Annotated in this window: 15 protein-coding genes; 14 read left to right on the forward strand and 1 reads right to left on the reverse strand. The window is 41.2% G+C overall.

Going from position 1 to position 13,643, the window contains the following annotated elements:
• Positions 1 to 3 precede the first annotated feature (3 nt).
• From pstB (TZ90_RS02440) to TZ90_RS02455, 4 genes are all read left to right on the forward strand, one after another.
• Positions 4 to 807 carry a phosphate ABC transporter ATP-binding protein PstB gene (gene pstB, locus TZ90_RS02440; RefSeq protein ID WP_000049848.1) on the forward strand — a complete coding sequence of 268 codons (804 nt, stop codon included), beginning with the start codon at positions 4 to 6 and terminating at the stop codon, positions 805 to 807.
• 12 nt (positions 808 to 819) lie between these two features.
• Positions 820 to 1,578 carry a phosphate ABC transporter ATP-binding protein PstB gene (gene pstB, locus TZ90_RS02445; protein ID WP_000133484.1) on the forward strand — a complete coding sequence of 253 codons (759 nt, stop codon included), beginning with the start codon at positions 820 to 822 and terminating at the stop codon, positions 1,576 to 1,578.
• 11 nt (positions 1,579 to 1,589) lie between these two features.
• On the forward strand, positions 1,590 to 2,243 hold the full coding sequence (phoU, locus tag TZ90_RS02450; protein WP_000946458.1) for a phosphate signaling complex protein PhoU: 654 nt from the start codon (positions 1,590 to 1,592) through the stop codon (positions 2,241 to 2,243).
• 157 nt (positions 2,244 to 2,400) lie between these two features.
• Positions 2,401 to 3,216 (forward strand): ABC transporter substrate-binding protein, encoded by an 816-nt coding sequence (locus TZ90_RS02455; RefSeq protein ID WP_045611271.1) that lies wholly within the window; start codon positions 2,401 to 2,403, stop codon positions 3,214 to 3,216.
• A gap of 126 nt (positions 3,217 to 3,342) precedes the next feature.
• Here the strand turns inward: TZ90_RS02455 and TZ90_RS02460 are convergent, their stop codons facing one another.
• On the reverse strand, positions 3,343 to 4,614 hold the full coding sequence (locus TZ90_RS02460; protein ID WP_045611272.1) for an aminotransferase-like domain-containing protein: 1,272 nt from the start codon (positions 4,612 to 4,614) through the stop codon (positions 3,343 to 3,345).
• 141 nt (positions 4,615 to 4,755) lie between these two features.
• Here TZ90_RS02460 and budA point away from each other — a divergent pair, with 141 nt between their 5' ends.
• The 10 genes from budA to TZ90_RS02510 all read left to right on the forward strand — a co-directional run bounded on the left by budA (position 4,756) and on the right by TZ90_RS02510 (position 13,636).
• Positions 4,756 to 5,487 carry an acetolactate decarboxylase gene (gene budA, locus TZ90_RS02465; RefSeq protein ID WP_000360295.1) on the forward strand — a complete coding sequence of 244 codons (732 nt, stop codon included), beginning with the start codon at positions 4,756 to 4,758 and terminating at the stop codon, positions 5,485 to 5,487.
• Between the two features lie 9 nt (positions 5,488 to 5,496).
• Positions 5,497 to 6,249 carry a YhfC family intramembrane metalloprotease gene (locus TZ90_RS02470; RefSeq protein WP_045611274.1) on the forward strand — a complete coding sequence of 251 codons (753 nt, stop codon included), beginning with the start codon at positions 5,497 to 5,499 and terminating at the stop codon, positions 6,247 to 6,249.
• Between the two features lie 110 nt (positions 6,250 to 6,359).
• Entirely contained in the window at positions 6,360 to 7,265 is a 906-nt protein-coding gene (gene murB / locus TZ90_RS02475; protein ID WP_045611276.1) for a UDP-N-acetylmuramate dehydrogenase, read from the forward strand.
• Between the two features lie 159 nt (positions 7,266 to 7,424).
• The gene (locus tag TZ90_RS02480) at positions 7,425 to 8,582 is read left to right on the forward strand and encodes an ABC transporter ATP-binding protein (RefSeq protein WP_000742900.1); all 1,158 of its coding nucleotides are present in this window, start codon (positions 7,425 to 7,427) and stop codon (positions 8,580 to 8,582) included.
• Complete coding sequence (locus TZ90_RS02485) at positions 8,563 to 9,369, forward strand: ABC transporter permease (RefSeq protein WP_000753806.1); 807 nt, start codon at positions 8,563 to 8,565, stop codon at positions 9,367 to 9,369. The genes TZ90_RS02480 and TZ90_RS02485 overlap by 20 nt, the downstream gene beginning before the upstream one ends.
• Entirely contained in the window at positions 9,366 to 10,139 is a 774-nt protein-coding gene (locus tag TZ90_RS02490; RefSeq protein ID WP_045611278.1) for an ABC transporter permease, read from the forward strand. The genes TZ90_RS02485 and TZ90_RS02490 overlap by 4 nt, the downstream gene beginning before the upstream one ends.
• Positions 10,136 to 11,206: an ABC transporter substrate-binding protein gene (locus TZ90_RS02495; protein WP_045611279.1), complete on the forward strand. Its 1,071-nt coding sequence runs from the start codon at positions 10,136 to 10,138 to the stop codon at positions 11,204 to 11,206. The genes TZ90_RS02490 and TZ90_RS02495 overlap by 4 nt, the downstream gene beginning before the upstream one ends.
• Before the next feature lie 594 nt (positions 11,207 to 11,800).
• Complete coding sequence (locus TZ90_RS10700) at positions 11,801 to 11,998, forward strand: hypothetical protein (RefSeq protein WP_235285497.1); 198 nt, start codon at positions 11,801 to 11,803, stop codon at positions 11,996 to 11,998.
• A gap of 97 nt (positions 11,999 to 12,095) precedes the next feature.
• Complete coding sequence (locus TZ90_RS02505) at positions 12,096 to 12,716, forward strand: tetratricopeptide repeat protein (RefSeq protein ID WP_045611281.1); 621 nt, start codon at positions 12,096 to 12,098, stop codon at positions 12,714 to 12,716.
• Between the two features lie 434 nt (positions 12,717 to 13,150).
• Positions 13,151 to 13,636 carry an LURP-one-related/scramblase family protein gene (locus TZ90_RS02510; RefSeq protein ID WP_045611282.1) on the forward strand — a complete coding sequence of 162 codons (486 nt, stop codon included), beginning with the start codon at positions 13,151 to 13,153 and terminating at the stop codon, positions 13,634 to 13,636.
• Positions 13,637 to 13,643 lie beyond the last annotated feature (7 nt).

Below are 13,643 nucleotides of genomic sequence, written 5' to 3' on the forward strand. Positions count from 1 at the left end.
GCCATGTCAAAATATAATTGGGATGAAAAGCATATCATCACCTTTCCTGAAGAGAAAGTGGCCCTCTCTACTAAGGATTTACATGTTTACTACGGTAAAAATGAATCCATCAAGGGCATCGATATGCAATTTGAAAAGAATAAAATTACGGCCTTAATTGGCCCTTCTGGTTCAGGGAAATCAACCTATCTCCGCAGTCTCAACCGTATGAATGATACCATTGATATTGCCAAGGTAACAGGTCAAATCCTCTACCAAGGGATTGATGTCAACCGTCCAGAAATCAACGTTTATGAAATGCGTAAACACATCGGGATGGTCTTCCAACGCCCAAATCCCTTTGCCAAGTCTATTTATCGCAATATCACTTTTGCCCATGAACGTGCAGGAGTTAAGGACAAGCAAGTCTTGGATGAAATTGTGGAAACTTCTCTTCGTCAGGCTGCTCTTTGGGACCAGGTCAAAGACGATTTGCACAAGTCAGCCTTGACCCTATCAGGTGGTCAGCAGCAACGTCTTTGTATCGCTCGTGCTATTTCGGTCAAACCAGATATCCTCTTGATGGATGAGCCGGCATCAGCCTTAGATCCGATTGCGACAGCCCAGCTGGAAGAAACTATGCTGGAATTGAAGAAGGACTTTACCATCATCATCGTGACTCACAGTATGCAGCAGGCTGCGCGTGCTAGTGACTACACAGGATTTTTCTACTTGGGCGACTTGATCGAGTACGATAAGACCTCTAATATTTTCCAAAATGCCAAACTACAGTCAACCAATGACTACGTAACAGGACACTTTGGATAGAAAGGAAACAGTATGACAGAAGCGATTTTACAGGTATCAGACCTGTCCGTTTACTACAATCAAAAAAAGGCCTTGAATAGTGTTTCCCTATCTTTCCAACCTAAGGAAATTACAGCCCTGATCGGTCCATCTGGATCAGGGAAATCAACCCTCCTCAAGGCTATCAACCGCATGGGGGATCTCAATCCAGAGGTAACTACAACTGGTTCGGTGGTTTACAACGGCCACAACATCTACAGCCCGCGTACAGATACAGTTGAATTGCGTAAGGAAATCGGCATGGTTTTCCAACAACCAAACCCTTTCCCTATGTCTATCTACGAAAATGTTGTTTACGGGCTTCGTATCAATGGAGTGAAGGATAAGCAGGTTCTGGATGAAGCGGTAGAAAAAGCCTTGCAACGAGCTTCTATCTGGGATGAGGTCAAGGATCGCCTGCATGATTCAGCTATCGGGCTTTCAGGCGGACAACAGCAACGTGTCTGTGTTGCCCGTGTCTTGGCAACCAGCCCTAAAATCATTCTCTTGGATGAACCGACTTCAGCTTTGGACCCTATCTCGGCCGGTAAGATTGAGGAAACCTTGTATGGTCTAAAAGATAAATACACCATGCTCTTGGTTACACGTTCCATGCAACAAGCCTCTCGTATCTCTGACAAGACAGGATTTTTCCTTGATGGAGATTTGATTGAGTTTAACGATACCAAGAAGATGTTCCTAAACCCACAACACAAGGAAACAGAAGATTATATTTCAGGAAAATTTGGATAAGGAGATAAATGATGTTACGTTCTCAATTTGAAGAAGATTTAGAGAAATTGCATAACCAGTTCTATGCTATGGGACAAGAAGTGCTATCTCAAATCAATCGTACAGTGCGTGCCTTTGTTACGCATGACCGTGATTTGGCCAAGGAAGTCATCGAAGACGATGCAGAAGTAAACGAATACGAAGTGAAATTGGAGAAGAAATCATTTGAAATGATTGCTCTGCAACAACCAGTTTCTCAGGACTTGCGTACAGTTCTAACAGTCTTAAAAGCCGTATCTGACTTGGAACGTATGGGTGACCATGCTGTTTCTATTGCCAAAGCGGCAATTCGTATGAAGGGGGAGCAACGCATCCCAGCTGTTGAAGAAGAAATCAAGAGAATGGGTCGCGATGTCAAGAATTTCGTTGAAGCAGCCCTTGAACTCTATCTCAATGGTTCAGTGGATCAGGCCTATGAAGTAGCAGCCATGGACGAAAAAATCAACCATTACTTTGATAGCATTCGTGACTTGGCTACAGAAGAAATCAAGAAAAATCCTGATGCCATTGTTACAGGTCGTGATTATTTCCAAGTGATTGCCTTCTTGGAACGTATTGGAGACTATGCCAAAAATATCTGTGAATGGGTTGTTTACTTTGAAACAGGTAAGATTGTCGAACTATAAAATAGATTCATTCTGTATAAAAAGGAGCTCAAAATCAACTGACAGCTCCTTTTCTTGAATGAAAAAAATATTTTTAAGATAAAAATTCAAAAAACACTTGACAAGCATCTTGGATAGCGTTATAATTATACAAAATTAACAGAGAGGTTGTTTATTTATGAAATCAAAAAAATGGATATTTGTTTTATGTAGTTTTCTTGCAAGTTTCTTCTTAGTAGCTTGTCAGTCGGGTTCTAATGAGTCTCAGTCAGCTGTTGATGCCATTAAGCAAAAGGGGAAATTAGTTGTGGCGACTAGTCCTGACTATGCACCTTTTGAATTCCAATCCTTAGTTGACGGAAAAAACCAGGTAGTCGGTGCGGATATTGATATGGCCCAAGCTATCGCTGATGAACTTGGGGTGAAGTTGGAAATTTCAAGCATGAGTTTTGACAATGTCTTGACCAGTCTTCAAACTGGCAAGGCTGACCTAGCGGTTGCAGGAATTAGCGCTACTGATGAGAGAAAAGAAGTCTTTGATTTTTCAATCCCTTACTATGAAAACAAGATTAGTTTCTTGGTTCGTAAGTCTGATGTAGAAAAATACAAGGATTTAACTAGCCTTGAAAGTGCTAATATTGCAGCCCAAAAAGGAACTGTTCCAGAAGCTATGGTCAAGGAACAATTGCCAAAAGCACAGCTGACTTCCCTAACCAATATGGGAGAAGCAGTCAATGAATTGCAGGCTGGAAAAGTAGATGCTGTTCATATGGATGAGCCTGTTGCCCTTAGTTATGCTGCTAAAAACGCGGACCTAGCTGTCGCAACTGTCAGCTTGAAGATGAAGGACGGCGAAGCTAATGCAGTTGCCCTTAGAAAAAATAGTGCTGATTTGAAAGAAGTGGTGGACAAGGTCATCCAAAAACTCAAGGATGACGGTACCTACCAAAAATATCTTGAAAAGGCAGCAACCTTAACAGAAGTTGAAGAATAATACTCAATGAAAATCAAAGAGCAAACTAGGAAGCTAGCCGCAAGCTGTACTTGAGTACGGTAAGGCGACGCTGACGTGGTTTGAATTTGATTTTCGAAGAGTATAAGAAAAAAGCAGAGTTGGAAGTTATTCCAATTCTGCTTTTAAATAGTTTAAAACCTTTTCTAGATTTTCTAAGGATACCTTGGCAAATTGATAAGGACAAGCATCCAAGTAAGCTTCTTCAAAGAAGTCTAAGCCCAGTTGGCTGTGTTTGAGACTGGCGATTTTAGGGTACTGTCTCAGATCTAGTAATAAGCCATCGTGTAGGGGGAAATGAGGAAGGGGACAAGGTGTTTTGGTTAAACTTTTCTCGAGTTGTTTTTGGTAGTCTTCCTGATTGGACAAGCGAGCTCGCCGATTTTTCTCAAATAATTGACTGTCAATATAGAGTGACAGGGCCTTTTGCATGATGAGGTTGCTGTCGTAATCTAGGATATTTTTGTAGGCCACAAAGGCTTCTTTGATAGCATTTGGAAGGATGAGTGCTGTTATCCGCAGGGCTGGAAAGAGGCTGGTTGAGAAGGACTTGATATAAATGACGCGCTCCTCTGTATCTAGATAGTGGAAGGTCTGGCCCTTTTTAGAGTCCAAATCCCCCAGATAGTCGTCCTCTACGATATAGACACCATACTTGGTAGCTAAGTCAAGAATAGCTCGTTTGTCCTGCTCAGAATAGGAATGCCCCAGAGGATAGTGAAATCGAGGAATGGTATAGAAAAACTTAATTTTTCCTGTCTTGAAATGGCCTTCCAGTTCCTCCAAGTCAATCCCATCAATGCTTCGTTCGATCGTTTGATAGTCCAGACCTTGAGCAATCAAGAGGCGATTCATCCGATGGTAGGTTGGCTGTTCTACCAAGATTTCCTTGGCTTGGCTAGGAAAGGATATTTGAGAAAGGATAAACAAGGCTTGCTGGGTTCCAGAAGTCAGTACCAGTTGATCAGCCTTGCAGTAGAGAGCTTGGTCAAAGAGGAGTTTGTGAATGGATTGTCTTAAGTCTTCTAATCCTTCTTGGTTGTCATAGTAGTTGAAGAGGTAGTTTTCCCGGCCAATCAAGGTTTCATTGATACAGAGTCGGAAATCGTCATAGGCACTGGCATGTTCGTCAGTGACTTCGATTTCTAGATCCTGGTGTTGCCCTTGTTCTAGGACATAGTAGCCACTCTGGGGCTTGGCATAGAGGTATTGTTCGTGCCGTAATTCCAGCAGGGCTCGTTGAATGGTGTCCTTGCTACAGTGAAAGTCAAGGCTCAGTTGACGGATAGAAGGCAGGCGACTTCCCGTTGGAAAACGTCCAGACTCGATACTATTTTTCAGATAGGAAACGACCTCTTGGTACTTGCTTTGTTTCTTCATTCCAGACCTCCCTTGATTTTGTTACATTGTACCCTTTTTTTTCCTTCTTGGCAATGTCTAGAGTGTTTCTCTCGTTCACATCTAGGGGCAAATGTGGTATACTTAGGAGTAAGATTTATAGAATAACAGACAAGAAAGTGAATGGATAAGAACGTGCAGGAACCAGTGAAACTATTTCAATACAATACCCTTGGAGCCTTGATGGCCGGCCTTTATGGTGGTACCATGACAGTAGGAGAATTGCTGGAGCATGGTGACCTTGGTTTGGGAACCTTGGATTCTATTGATGGGGAATTGATTGTCCTAGATGGCAAGGCTTATCAGGCCAAAGGCTCAGGAGACCAACCAGAAATTGTGGAAGTATCACCAGATGCCCTTATTCCTTACGCAGCAGTGGTACCGCATCAGGCAGAGGTCATTTTCCGCCAGCGCTTTGAGATGACAGACAAGGAATTGGAAGAACGAATTGAGTCTTATTATGATGGGGAAAATCTTTTCCGCTCAATCAAGATTCGTGGGGAGTTTTCGCATATGCATGTGCGCATGATTCCCAAGTCGACACCAGATACCAAGTTTGCTGATGTCGCAACCCATCAACCTGAGTATAGTCGTGACAATGTGGCGGGAACTATCGTTGGTTTCTGGACGCCAGAGATTTTCCATGGAGTCAGTGTGGCAGGCTACCATCTGCACTTCATTTCAGATGATTTGACCTTCGGTGGTCATGTCATGGACTTTGTCATCAAGGAAGGGATTATTGAGGTGGGAGCTGTTGACCAATTGGATCAACGTTTCCCAGTCCAAGACCGTCAATACTTGTTTGCTAAGTTCAATGTTGACGAGATGAAAAAAGATATTGAAAAGGCGGAATAGGAGAAGAAAATGACCATTCATATTATCATTACCATGGTGCTGTTGCTGGCTTTCTTGCTAGGAAGTATTTGGTATGCCAAAAAGAAATACCAGATTAATCTAGCTGTCTTGGGCTTGGGGGCTGTTGCTTTCTTTGTCTCTTCACAGATTTTAGAAAAACTGGTGCATATCTTGGTTTTACATCCTCAAAAAGACGGTAGTATTGCCCTCATGCAAGACCATCCGCTTGTCTATATCATCTATGGCCTAGCTATGGCAGCATTTTTTGAGGAAACTGCTCGTCTTATTTTCTTCAAATGGTTGGAGAAAAAGAGAAGTTTGGAAAAGGCAGATGCCTTGGCTTATGGCTTGGGGCATGGTGGCTTGGAGTTGATTTTCCTAGGTCTTACTAGTTTGATTAATCTCTACATCGTTCTCTCAGCAGTTCAAACTCAGAATCCACAGGTCATGCAATTGCTGTCTGAAAATATGTTGAAAACTATTCAGTCGCTATCAGCCTGGCAGATTTATTTGCTTGGTTTTGAGAGAATCTTGGCGCTAGGTTTCCAATTACTCTTGACTGTTTGGGTTTACCAAGCTGTTCGCCAGAAGAAATGGATTTATCTCCTAGCAGCCTATGGACTACATGCCTTCTTTGACCTAGCTCCATCTCTAGCCCAAGTTGGCTGGCTGACAAATCCAGTCTTGGTTGAAGTTGTCCTAGCACTAGAGCTCGTTCTGCTTGCCTATGGAACAAAGGCTATCTTTTGCAAAAAATCATAAAAAGAGGGGAAACCTCTTTTTTGTTTAAAATAAGCCCAAGATTTTTTTAGGGTCGTCAAATGGTCTTAAAAATGGTATAATGGAATGAATTTTGTAAAAGGAAGAGTGTCATGTCAGTAAAAGAAAAAATGATTGAAATCTTAGAAGGGATTGATATCCGTTTCAAGGAACCCTTGCATGCTTATAGTTATACAAAAGTAGGTGGAGAGGCCGATTATTTGGTCTTTCCACGAAATCGTTTTGAGTTGGCTCGCGTTGTCAAATTTGCCAATCAAGAAAGTATTCCTTGGATGGTTCTTGGAAATGCCAGCAACATCATCGTTCGTGATGGTGGAATTCGTGGATTTGTCATCTTGTGTGACAAGCTCAATAATGTTTCCGTTGATGGCTATACCATTGAAGCTGAAGCTGGTGCTAACTTGATTGAAACAACTCGCATTGCGCTTCGTCATAGTTTGACTGGTTTTGAGTTTGCTTGTGGCATTCCAGGAAGCGTTGGCGGTGCTGTCTTTATGAATGCCGGTGCCTATGGTGGCGAGATTGCCCACATCTTGCAGTCTTGTAAGGTCTTGACCAAGGATGGAGAAATCGAGACCCTGTCTGTCAAGGACTTGGCTTTTGGTTACCGTCACTCAGCCATTCAAGAGTCTGGTGCAGTTGTCTTGTCAGCTAAATTTGCCCTTGCTCCAGGAAGCCATCAGGTTATCAAGCAAGAAATGGATCGCTTGACGCATCTACGTGAACTCAAGCAACCTTTAGAATACCCATCTTGTGGTTCGGTCTTTAAGCGTCCAGTAGGGCATTTTGCAGGTCAGTTAATTTCTGAAGCTGGCTTGAAAGGCTATCGTATTGGTGGAGTAGAAGTATCAGAAAAACACGCAGGTTTTATGATTAATGTTGCTGACGGAACGGCTAAAGACTACGAGGACTTGATTGAGTCTGTTATCGAAAAAGTCAAGGAACACTCTGGCGTCACTCTTGAGAGAGAAGTTCGTATTTTAGGTGAAAGCAAGTAGGAAGCTTTGGCTAAAAAGCTGCTGCTATGTCATGGAAAGGGGGTGAAAGCCTATCGTCAGTGCAGAAGAATGTAGGCAGTTCAATCTCCTACGCGAGGTAGTAGCGGCCTGACAGAGCCCTGATCTGTTAATCTATGAAAAAGAAGGAATAAATGACAATTGAAAAAACCAATTATTGAATTCAAAAACGTCTCTAAAGTTTTTGAAGACAGCAACACCAAGGTTCTCAAAGATATCAACTTTGAGTTGGAAGAAGGGAAGTTCTATACTCTTCTAGGCGCGTCTGGTTCAGGGAAATCAACTATCCTTAACATCATTGCAGGTTTACTGGATGCGACGACAGGAGATATTTTGCTGGATGGTGTCCGTATCAATGACATCCCAACCAACAAGCGAGACGTCCATACGGTCTTCCAATCCTATGCCTTGTTTCCACATATGAATGTGTTTGAAAATGTTGCCTTTCCACTACGCTTGCGCAAGATTGACAAGAAAGAAATCGAGCAACGCGTAGCGGAAGTTCTCAAGATGGTTCAGTTGGAAGGGTACGAAAAACGTTCTATTCGTAAACTTTCTGGAGGACAACGTCAGCGTGTGGCCATTGCCCGCGCCATCATCAATCAACCTCGTGTGGTTTTGTTGGATGAGCCCTTGTCAGCGCTGGACTTGAAATTGCGAACAGACATGCAGTACGAACTCCGTGAACTACAACAACGATTGGGCATTACCTTTGTCTTTGTCACTCACGATCAGGAAGAAGCCCTTGCCATGAGTGACTGGATTTTCGTTATGAATGATGGCGAGATTGTCCAGTCTGGAACGCCTGTGGACATCTACGACGAGCCAATCAACCACTTTGTTGCCACCTTTATTGGTGAGTCAAACATCTTGCCAGGTACCATGATTGAGGACTACTTGGTTGAGTTTAACGGCAAACGCTTTGAAGCGGTCGATGGAGGGATGAAGCCCAATGAACCAGTCGAAGTCGTGATTCGTCCAGAGGACTTACGCATTACCCTTCCTGAAGAAGGCAAACTCCAAGTTAAGGTTGATACCCAGCTCTTTCGTGGGGTTCACTATGAAATCATCGCCTATGACGAACTCGGAAATGAATGGATGATCCACTCAACTCGTAAGGCCATCGTGGGTGAGGAAATCGGTCTGGACTTTGAACCAGAAGACATCCACATCATGCGTCTCAACGAAACCGAAGAAGAGTTCGATGCCCGTATCGAAGAATACGTGGAAATCGAAGAGCAAGAAGCAGGTCTGATCAATGCAATCGAGGAGGAAAGAGATGAAGAAAACAAGCTCTAAACTCTTTGTAGTGCCCTACATGCTTTGGATTGTCCTCTTTGTATTGGCACCCTTGGTCTTGATTTTCGGTCAATCCTTTTTCAATATTGAAGGACAATTCAGTTTAGAAAACTATAAATCTTACTTTGCGTCACAAAACTTGACCTACCTAAAAATGAGTTTCAACTCTGTACTCTATGCAGGAATTGTGACCTTTGTGACCTTGCTTATCAGCTATCCAACAGCCCTCTTTTTGACCCGTCTCAAGCACCGTCAACTCTGGCTTATGCTGATTATCCTGCCTACTTGGATCAATTTGCTCCTTAAAGCCTATGCCTTTATCGGAATTTTTGGTCAAAATGGCTCTATTAACCAATTTTTGGAATTTATCGGAATCGGTTCACAGCAATTGCTCTTTACCGATTTCTCCTTTATCTTTGTCGCAAGTTACATCGAGCTACCATTTATGATTTTGCCGATTTTCAATGTCTTGGATGATATGGACAACAATCTCATCAATGCCAGTTACGACCTCGGTGCGACCAAGTGGGAGACCTTCCGCCATGTCATCTTCCCTCTGTCGATGAACGGAGTGAGAAGTGGGGTCCAATCTGTCTTTATCCCCAGCTTGAGTCTCTTCATGTTGACGCGTTTGATTGGTGGGAACCGTGTCATCACCTTGGGGACGGCCATTGAGCAGAACTTCCTGACCAATGACAACTACGGTATGGGTTCAACCATCGGTGTGATTCTCATCTTGACCATGTTCATCACCATGTGGGTGACCAAGGAAAGGAGAGAACGATGAAAAAATTTGCCAACCTTTATCTGGGACTGGTCTTTCTTGTCCTCTACCTGCCTATCTTTTACCTGATTGGTTATGCCTTTAACGCAGGCAACGACATGAATAGCTTTACAGGCTTTAGCTTAAGCAATTTTAAAACCATGTTTGGCGATGGTCGCCTTATGTTGATTGTGACTCAGACCTTTTTCTTAGCATTTTTATCAGCCTTGATAGCGACCATTATCGGGACTTTTGGTGCCATTTACATCTACCAGTCTCGTAAGAAATACCAAGAAACCTTTCTATCACTCAATAATATCCTCATGGTTGCGCCTGATGTTATGATTGGTGCTAGCTTCTTGATTCTCTTTACCCAACTCAAGTTTTCACTTGGCTTTTTGACAGTTCTTTCTAGTCACGTAGCCTTCTCCATTCCTATCGTGGTCTTGATGGTCTTACCTCGTCTCAAAGAAATGAACGGTGACATGATTCATGCGGCCTATGACCTTGGTGCCAGTCAATTTCAGATGTTCAAGGAAATCATGCTTCCTTACCTGACACCGTCTATCATTGCAGGTTACTTCATGGCCTTCACCTATTCGTTAGATGACTTTGCCGTGACCTTCTTTGTAACGGGAAATGGCTTTTCAACCCTGTCAGTCGAGATTTACTCTCGTGCTCGCAAGGGGATTTCGCTAGAAATCAATGCCCTGTCTGCCCTCGTCTTTCTCTTTAGTATTATCCTAGTTGTTGGATATTACTTTATCTCACGTGAGAAGGAGGAGCAAGCATGAAAAAACTCTATTCATTTTTAGCAGGAATTGTAGCCATTATCCTAGTCTTATGGGGAATTGCTACGCATCTAGATAGTAAAATCAATAGTCGAGATAGTCAAAAACTGGTAATCTACAACTGGGGGGACTATATCGATCCAGAACTCTTGGAGCAATTTACAGAAGAAACAGGAATTCAAGTCCAGTATGAGACCTTTGATTCCAACGAAGCCATGTATACAAAGATCAAGCAGGGTGGAACGACCTACGATATTGCCGTTCCTAGTGAATACATGATTAACAAGATGAAGGACGAAGATCTCTTGGTTCCGCTTGATTATTCAAAACTTGAAGGTCTTGAAAATATCGGACCAGAGTTCCTCAACCAGTCCTTTGACCCAGGCAATAAATTCTCCATCCCTTACTTCTGGGGAACATTAGGAATTGTCTACAATGAAACCATGGTAGAGGAAGCGCCTGAACATTGGGATGACCTCTGGAAGCCAGAGTATAAGAACTCGATCATGCTTTTTGATGGGGCGCGTGAGGTGCTGGGACTAGGACTCAATTCGCTAGGCTACAGCCTCAACTCCAAGGATATCCAGCAGTTGGAAGAGACAGTGGACAAGCTTTACAAGCTCACTCCAAATATCAAGGCTATTGTGGCGGATGAGATGAAGGGATACATGATTCAGAACAATGCTGCTATCGGTGTGACCTTCTCTGGTGAAGCCAGCCAAATGCTGGAGAAAAATGAAAATCTCCGCTATGTAGTTCCGACTGAGGCCAGCAACCTTTGGTTTGACAATATGGTCATTCCCAAAACAGTTAAAAACCAAGATGCCGCCTATGCCTTTATCAACTTTATGTTGAAACCCGAAAATGCTCTCAAAAATGCAGAGTATGTCGGCTATTCAACTCCAAACCTACCAGCCAAGGAACTACTCCCAGAGGAGAAAAAAGAAGATAAAGCCTTCTATCCAGATGCTGAAACCATGAAACACCTAGAAGTTTATGAGAAATTTGACCATAAATGGACAGGAAAATATAGCGACCTCTTCCTACAGTTTAAAATGTATCGGAAGTAGGAGTTAGATGTAAGAAAACGAATCAGTCAAGCTGGTTCGTTTTTTTATAGAAGTCAGTTTTTACAGCCATATCTTTTTCTATTTTAGTTGCTGTGTTTAGTAATATGAAAATTGAGGATAAAAATAGTGATAAGTGAAATAACGGCGCATTTGTTTCAAGATTTTTTTATTTGTTGAATTATACCTCCTTCATTAAAATTTTTTAAATTGACTACTAGCTACATACGCTTTTACCTCCTTTTATGCTATAATATTCTCAATAGAATCTTTAATCTTCAAATAAATATTCCTTATGGAATAATTCCGTTTTATACTGTTTAGAATATTTAAGAGGATACAATGTTTAATAATGATTCTTTTGGAGATCGTCTTAAGGAACTGAGAAAGATCAAGAAGTTAACTCAGGTACAAATTTCTGAGATGATTGGTGGATAACAAGGTACTTATTCTCGTTGGGAGAATGGAACTTTAGAGCCTAATTTAGACGCCGTTGTCAAATTAGCAAAATTATTTGATACCACGACAGATTATTTACTAGGAAAAACGATTTACAGTACTCTAGATGATATTTCTCATTCAATCACTAGAATTGATATGAAGAAGTTAAAAGAGTTTAATAAAACTGAACTTAATGATTTGAAATTTTCGCTTGTTATGAATGGAATAAAAAAACATTTCACTGTATTTGACTATATGGATGAGCTAGTTTCTGAATATAATTTAGACAAAGAAGAGCAAGGAATATTGCCGACTCTCTTTAAAGAGGTTTATGATTATTTTAATGCAGATTAATGGTTTATAAGATTAAGCTTTAATAGATAGAGAATAATATATTCTTGTTGAGTGATTCTATTTTATGAAGGTTGTTTGTAGTTGAAGGGGGAAATAGATGGACTCTAAAATTGATACAGCTTGGAACTTGTTTCTGGAAGGAAAAATATCAGAAGCTAAAAAGTTAGTTGAACAAGATTTTTCCATTGATACCTGTACGGATTTTAGTCTTTTAAATTTGATGGGATATTTATTGTTAGCAGAAAAAGACTATGTTTCATGTACCCATATCTTTGAGAAATACATTTTATTAGCGCAACAAAATGAAGATAAAGAAAATGAACACATTGGCTTACATCAATTAGCTATGATCTACAGAGATCAGGGGGATTTTCATAAGGCTTTAAAACTTATTGAAGGTGAAGAGAAGATAGTTGAAGAGCATTTTCCAAATGATAATCTAAAGAAAGCTGTGAATAACTACGAACAGGGCTATGTGAGATTTAAATTAAACAATCTTGATGAGGCTCTTACATTCATGAATCTGTCATTGGAACAATCTTTAGAGACTGATGATGTGATTTCTCAAGCTTGTAGCTATAGAGGGTTAGGTGAAATCTATTTAGCCTTGAAAGATACGGAATTATCCAACAGACATTTCAAACGAGCTATAGAACTTTTCGAAAGTGTTGGAGAGTTTGAAGGGATAAAGGAAATTGAGGAATTGATTAATGAATGATTTGACATTTAGATTTTGCTATTAGTTTGTTTTATCTTAAAAAATGTAGATATGAAATTGACAGTCTAGATAATATTAAAGCGAGAGAGTAATATGTTATTTTGGATTTGTTTAATATCAACAATTATATTGGCTAATTTTGTTCGCCTGAAAGAGTAATCAAAGATACAGGTAATTGGTCTGATTCAATGGGAATGATTTCCAGTTGACGCAAGCTTAAAAAAACGTTATAATAAGAAAGTTGAGAATTGATTTTCAATTATCTTAGTCCAGAGAAATGGCGGTGCTGCGAGCCATCTAAGCTAGGAAGTCATGCTACTCAATTTAACAATTGCATAAGAACAAGAGAATGACAAGTTCATTGAATGAAGGTGGTACCGCGGTTTTTCGCCCTTCGTGATATGAGCTTGTCTTTTGATTTTTTGGAGGTGTTGATGAAAACATTTCTTGTCAAACAAAAGTTTCGTCTTGGAGGCGAACGCTTCGCTATCAAGGATGACAGGGGAGAAATCGCCTATCAGGTAGAGGGATCATTTTTTAAGATTCCCAAAACTTTTACCATCTATGATGTTAATGGTGAACAAGTCAGTCAGATTAGTAAAGAAATCTTGACCTTGCTTCCTCGTTTTGAGATTCAGCTTCGGGATGGCTCGAGTTTTGTCATTCGCAAGAAGTTGACCTTCTGGCGAGATAAGTATGAGTTTGATAATCTAGGTCTTCGTATCGAGGGCAATATCTGGGATTTGAATTTCAAATTGCTGGATGATCGCGATCAGCTGATTGCGGAAATTAAGAAGGAACTCTTCCATCTGACCTCTACCTATAACGTAACGGTCCTTGAGGACGCTTATGCAGACCTAGTCATTTCCCTCTGTGTCGCGATTGACTATGTGGAAATGCTGGAAAGCCAATCACATTAAACAAGTA

This window comes from Streptococcus mitis (assembly GCF_000960005.1).
GTDB classification, from domain to species: Bacteria; Bacillota; Bacilli; order Lactobacillales; family Streptococcaceae; genus Streptococcus; species Streptococcus mitis_CK.

Excerpts from the sequence above, each read along its gene's own strand:
- pstB (WP_000049848.1), top strand. The coding sequence starts at position 4 with ATGTCAAAATATAATTGGGATGAAAAGCATATCATCACCTTTCCTGAA.
- TZ90_RS02470 (WP_045611274.1), top strand. The coding sequence starts at position 5,497 with ATGACCATTCATATTATCATTACCATGGTGCTGTTGCTGGCTTTCTTG.
- TZ90_RS02455 (WP_045611271.1), top strand. The coding sequence starts at position 2,401 with ATGAAATCAAAAAAATGGATATTTGTTTTATGTAGTTTTCTTGCAAGT.
- TZ90_RS10700 (WP_235285497.1), top strand. The coding sequence starts at position 11,801 with ATGAAGAAGTTAAAAGAGTTTAATAAAACTGAACTTAATGATTTGAAA.
- TZ90_RS02505 (WP_045611281.1), top strand. The coding sequence starts at position 12,096 with ATGGACTCTAAAATTGATACAGCTTGGAACTTGTTTCTGGAAGGAAAA.
- TZ90_RS02510 (WP_045611282.1), top strand. The coding sequence starts at position 13,151 with ATGAAAACATTTCTTGTCAAACAAAAGTTTCGTCTTGGAGGCGAACGC.
- TZ90_RS02495 (WP_045611279.1), top strand. The coding sequence starts at position 10,136 with ATGAAAAAACTCTATTCATTTTTAGCAGGAATTGTAGCCATTATCCTA.
- budA (WP_000360295.1), top strand. The coding sequence starts at position 4,756 with ATGGATAAGAACGTGCAGGAACCAGTGAAACTATTTCAATACAATACC.
- pstB (WP_000133484.1), top strand. The coding sequence starts at position 820 with ATGACAGAAGCGATTTTACAGGTATCAGACCTGTCCGTTTACTACAAT.
- murB (WP_045611276.1), top strand. The coding sequence starts at position 6,360 with ATGTCAGTAAAAGAAAAAATGATTGAAATCTTAGAAGGGATTGATATC.
- TZ90_RS02460 (WP_045611272.1), bottom strand. The coding sequence starts at position 4,614 with ATGAAGAAACAAAGCAAGTACCAAGAGGTCGTTTCCTATCTGAAAAAT.
- TZ90_RS02485 (WP_000753806.1), top strand. The coding sequence starts at position 8,563 with ATGAAGAAAACAAGCTCTAAACTCTTTGTAGTGCCCTACATGCTTTGG.
- TZ90_RS02490 (WP_045611278.1), top strand. The coding sequence starts at position 9,366 with ATGAAAAAATTTGCCAACCTTTATCTGGGACTGGTCTTTCTTGTCCTC.
- phoU (WP_000946458.1), top strand. The coding sequence starts at position 1,590 with ATGTTACGTTCTCAATTTGAAGAAGATTTAGAGAAATTGCATAACCAG.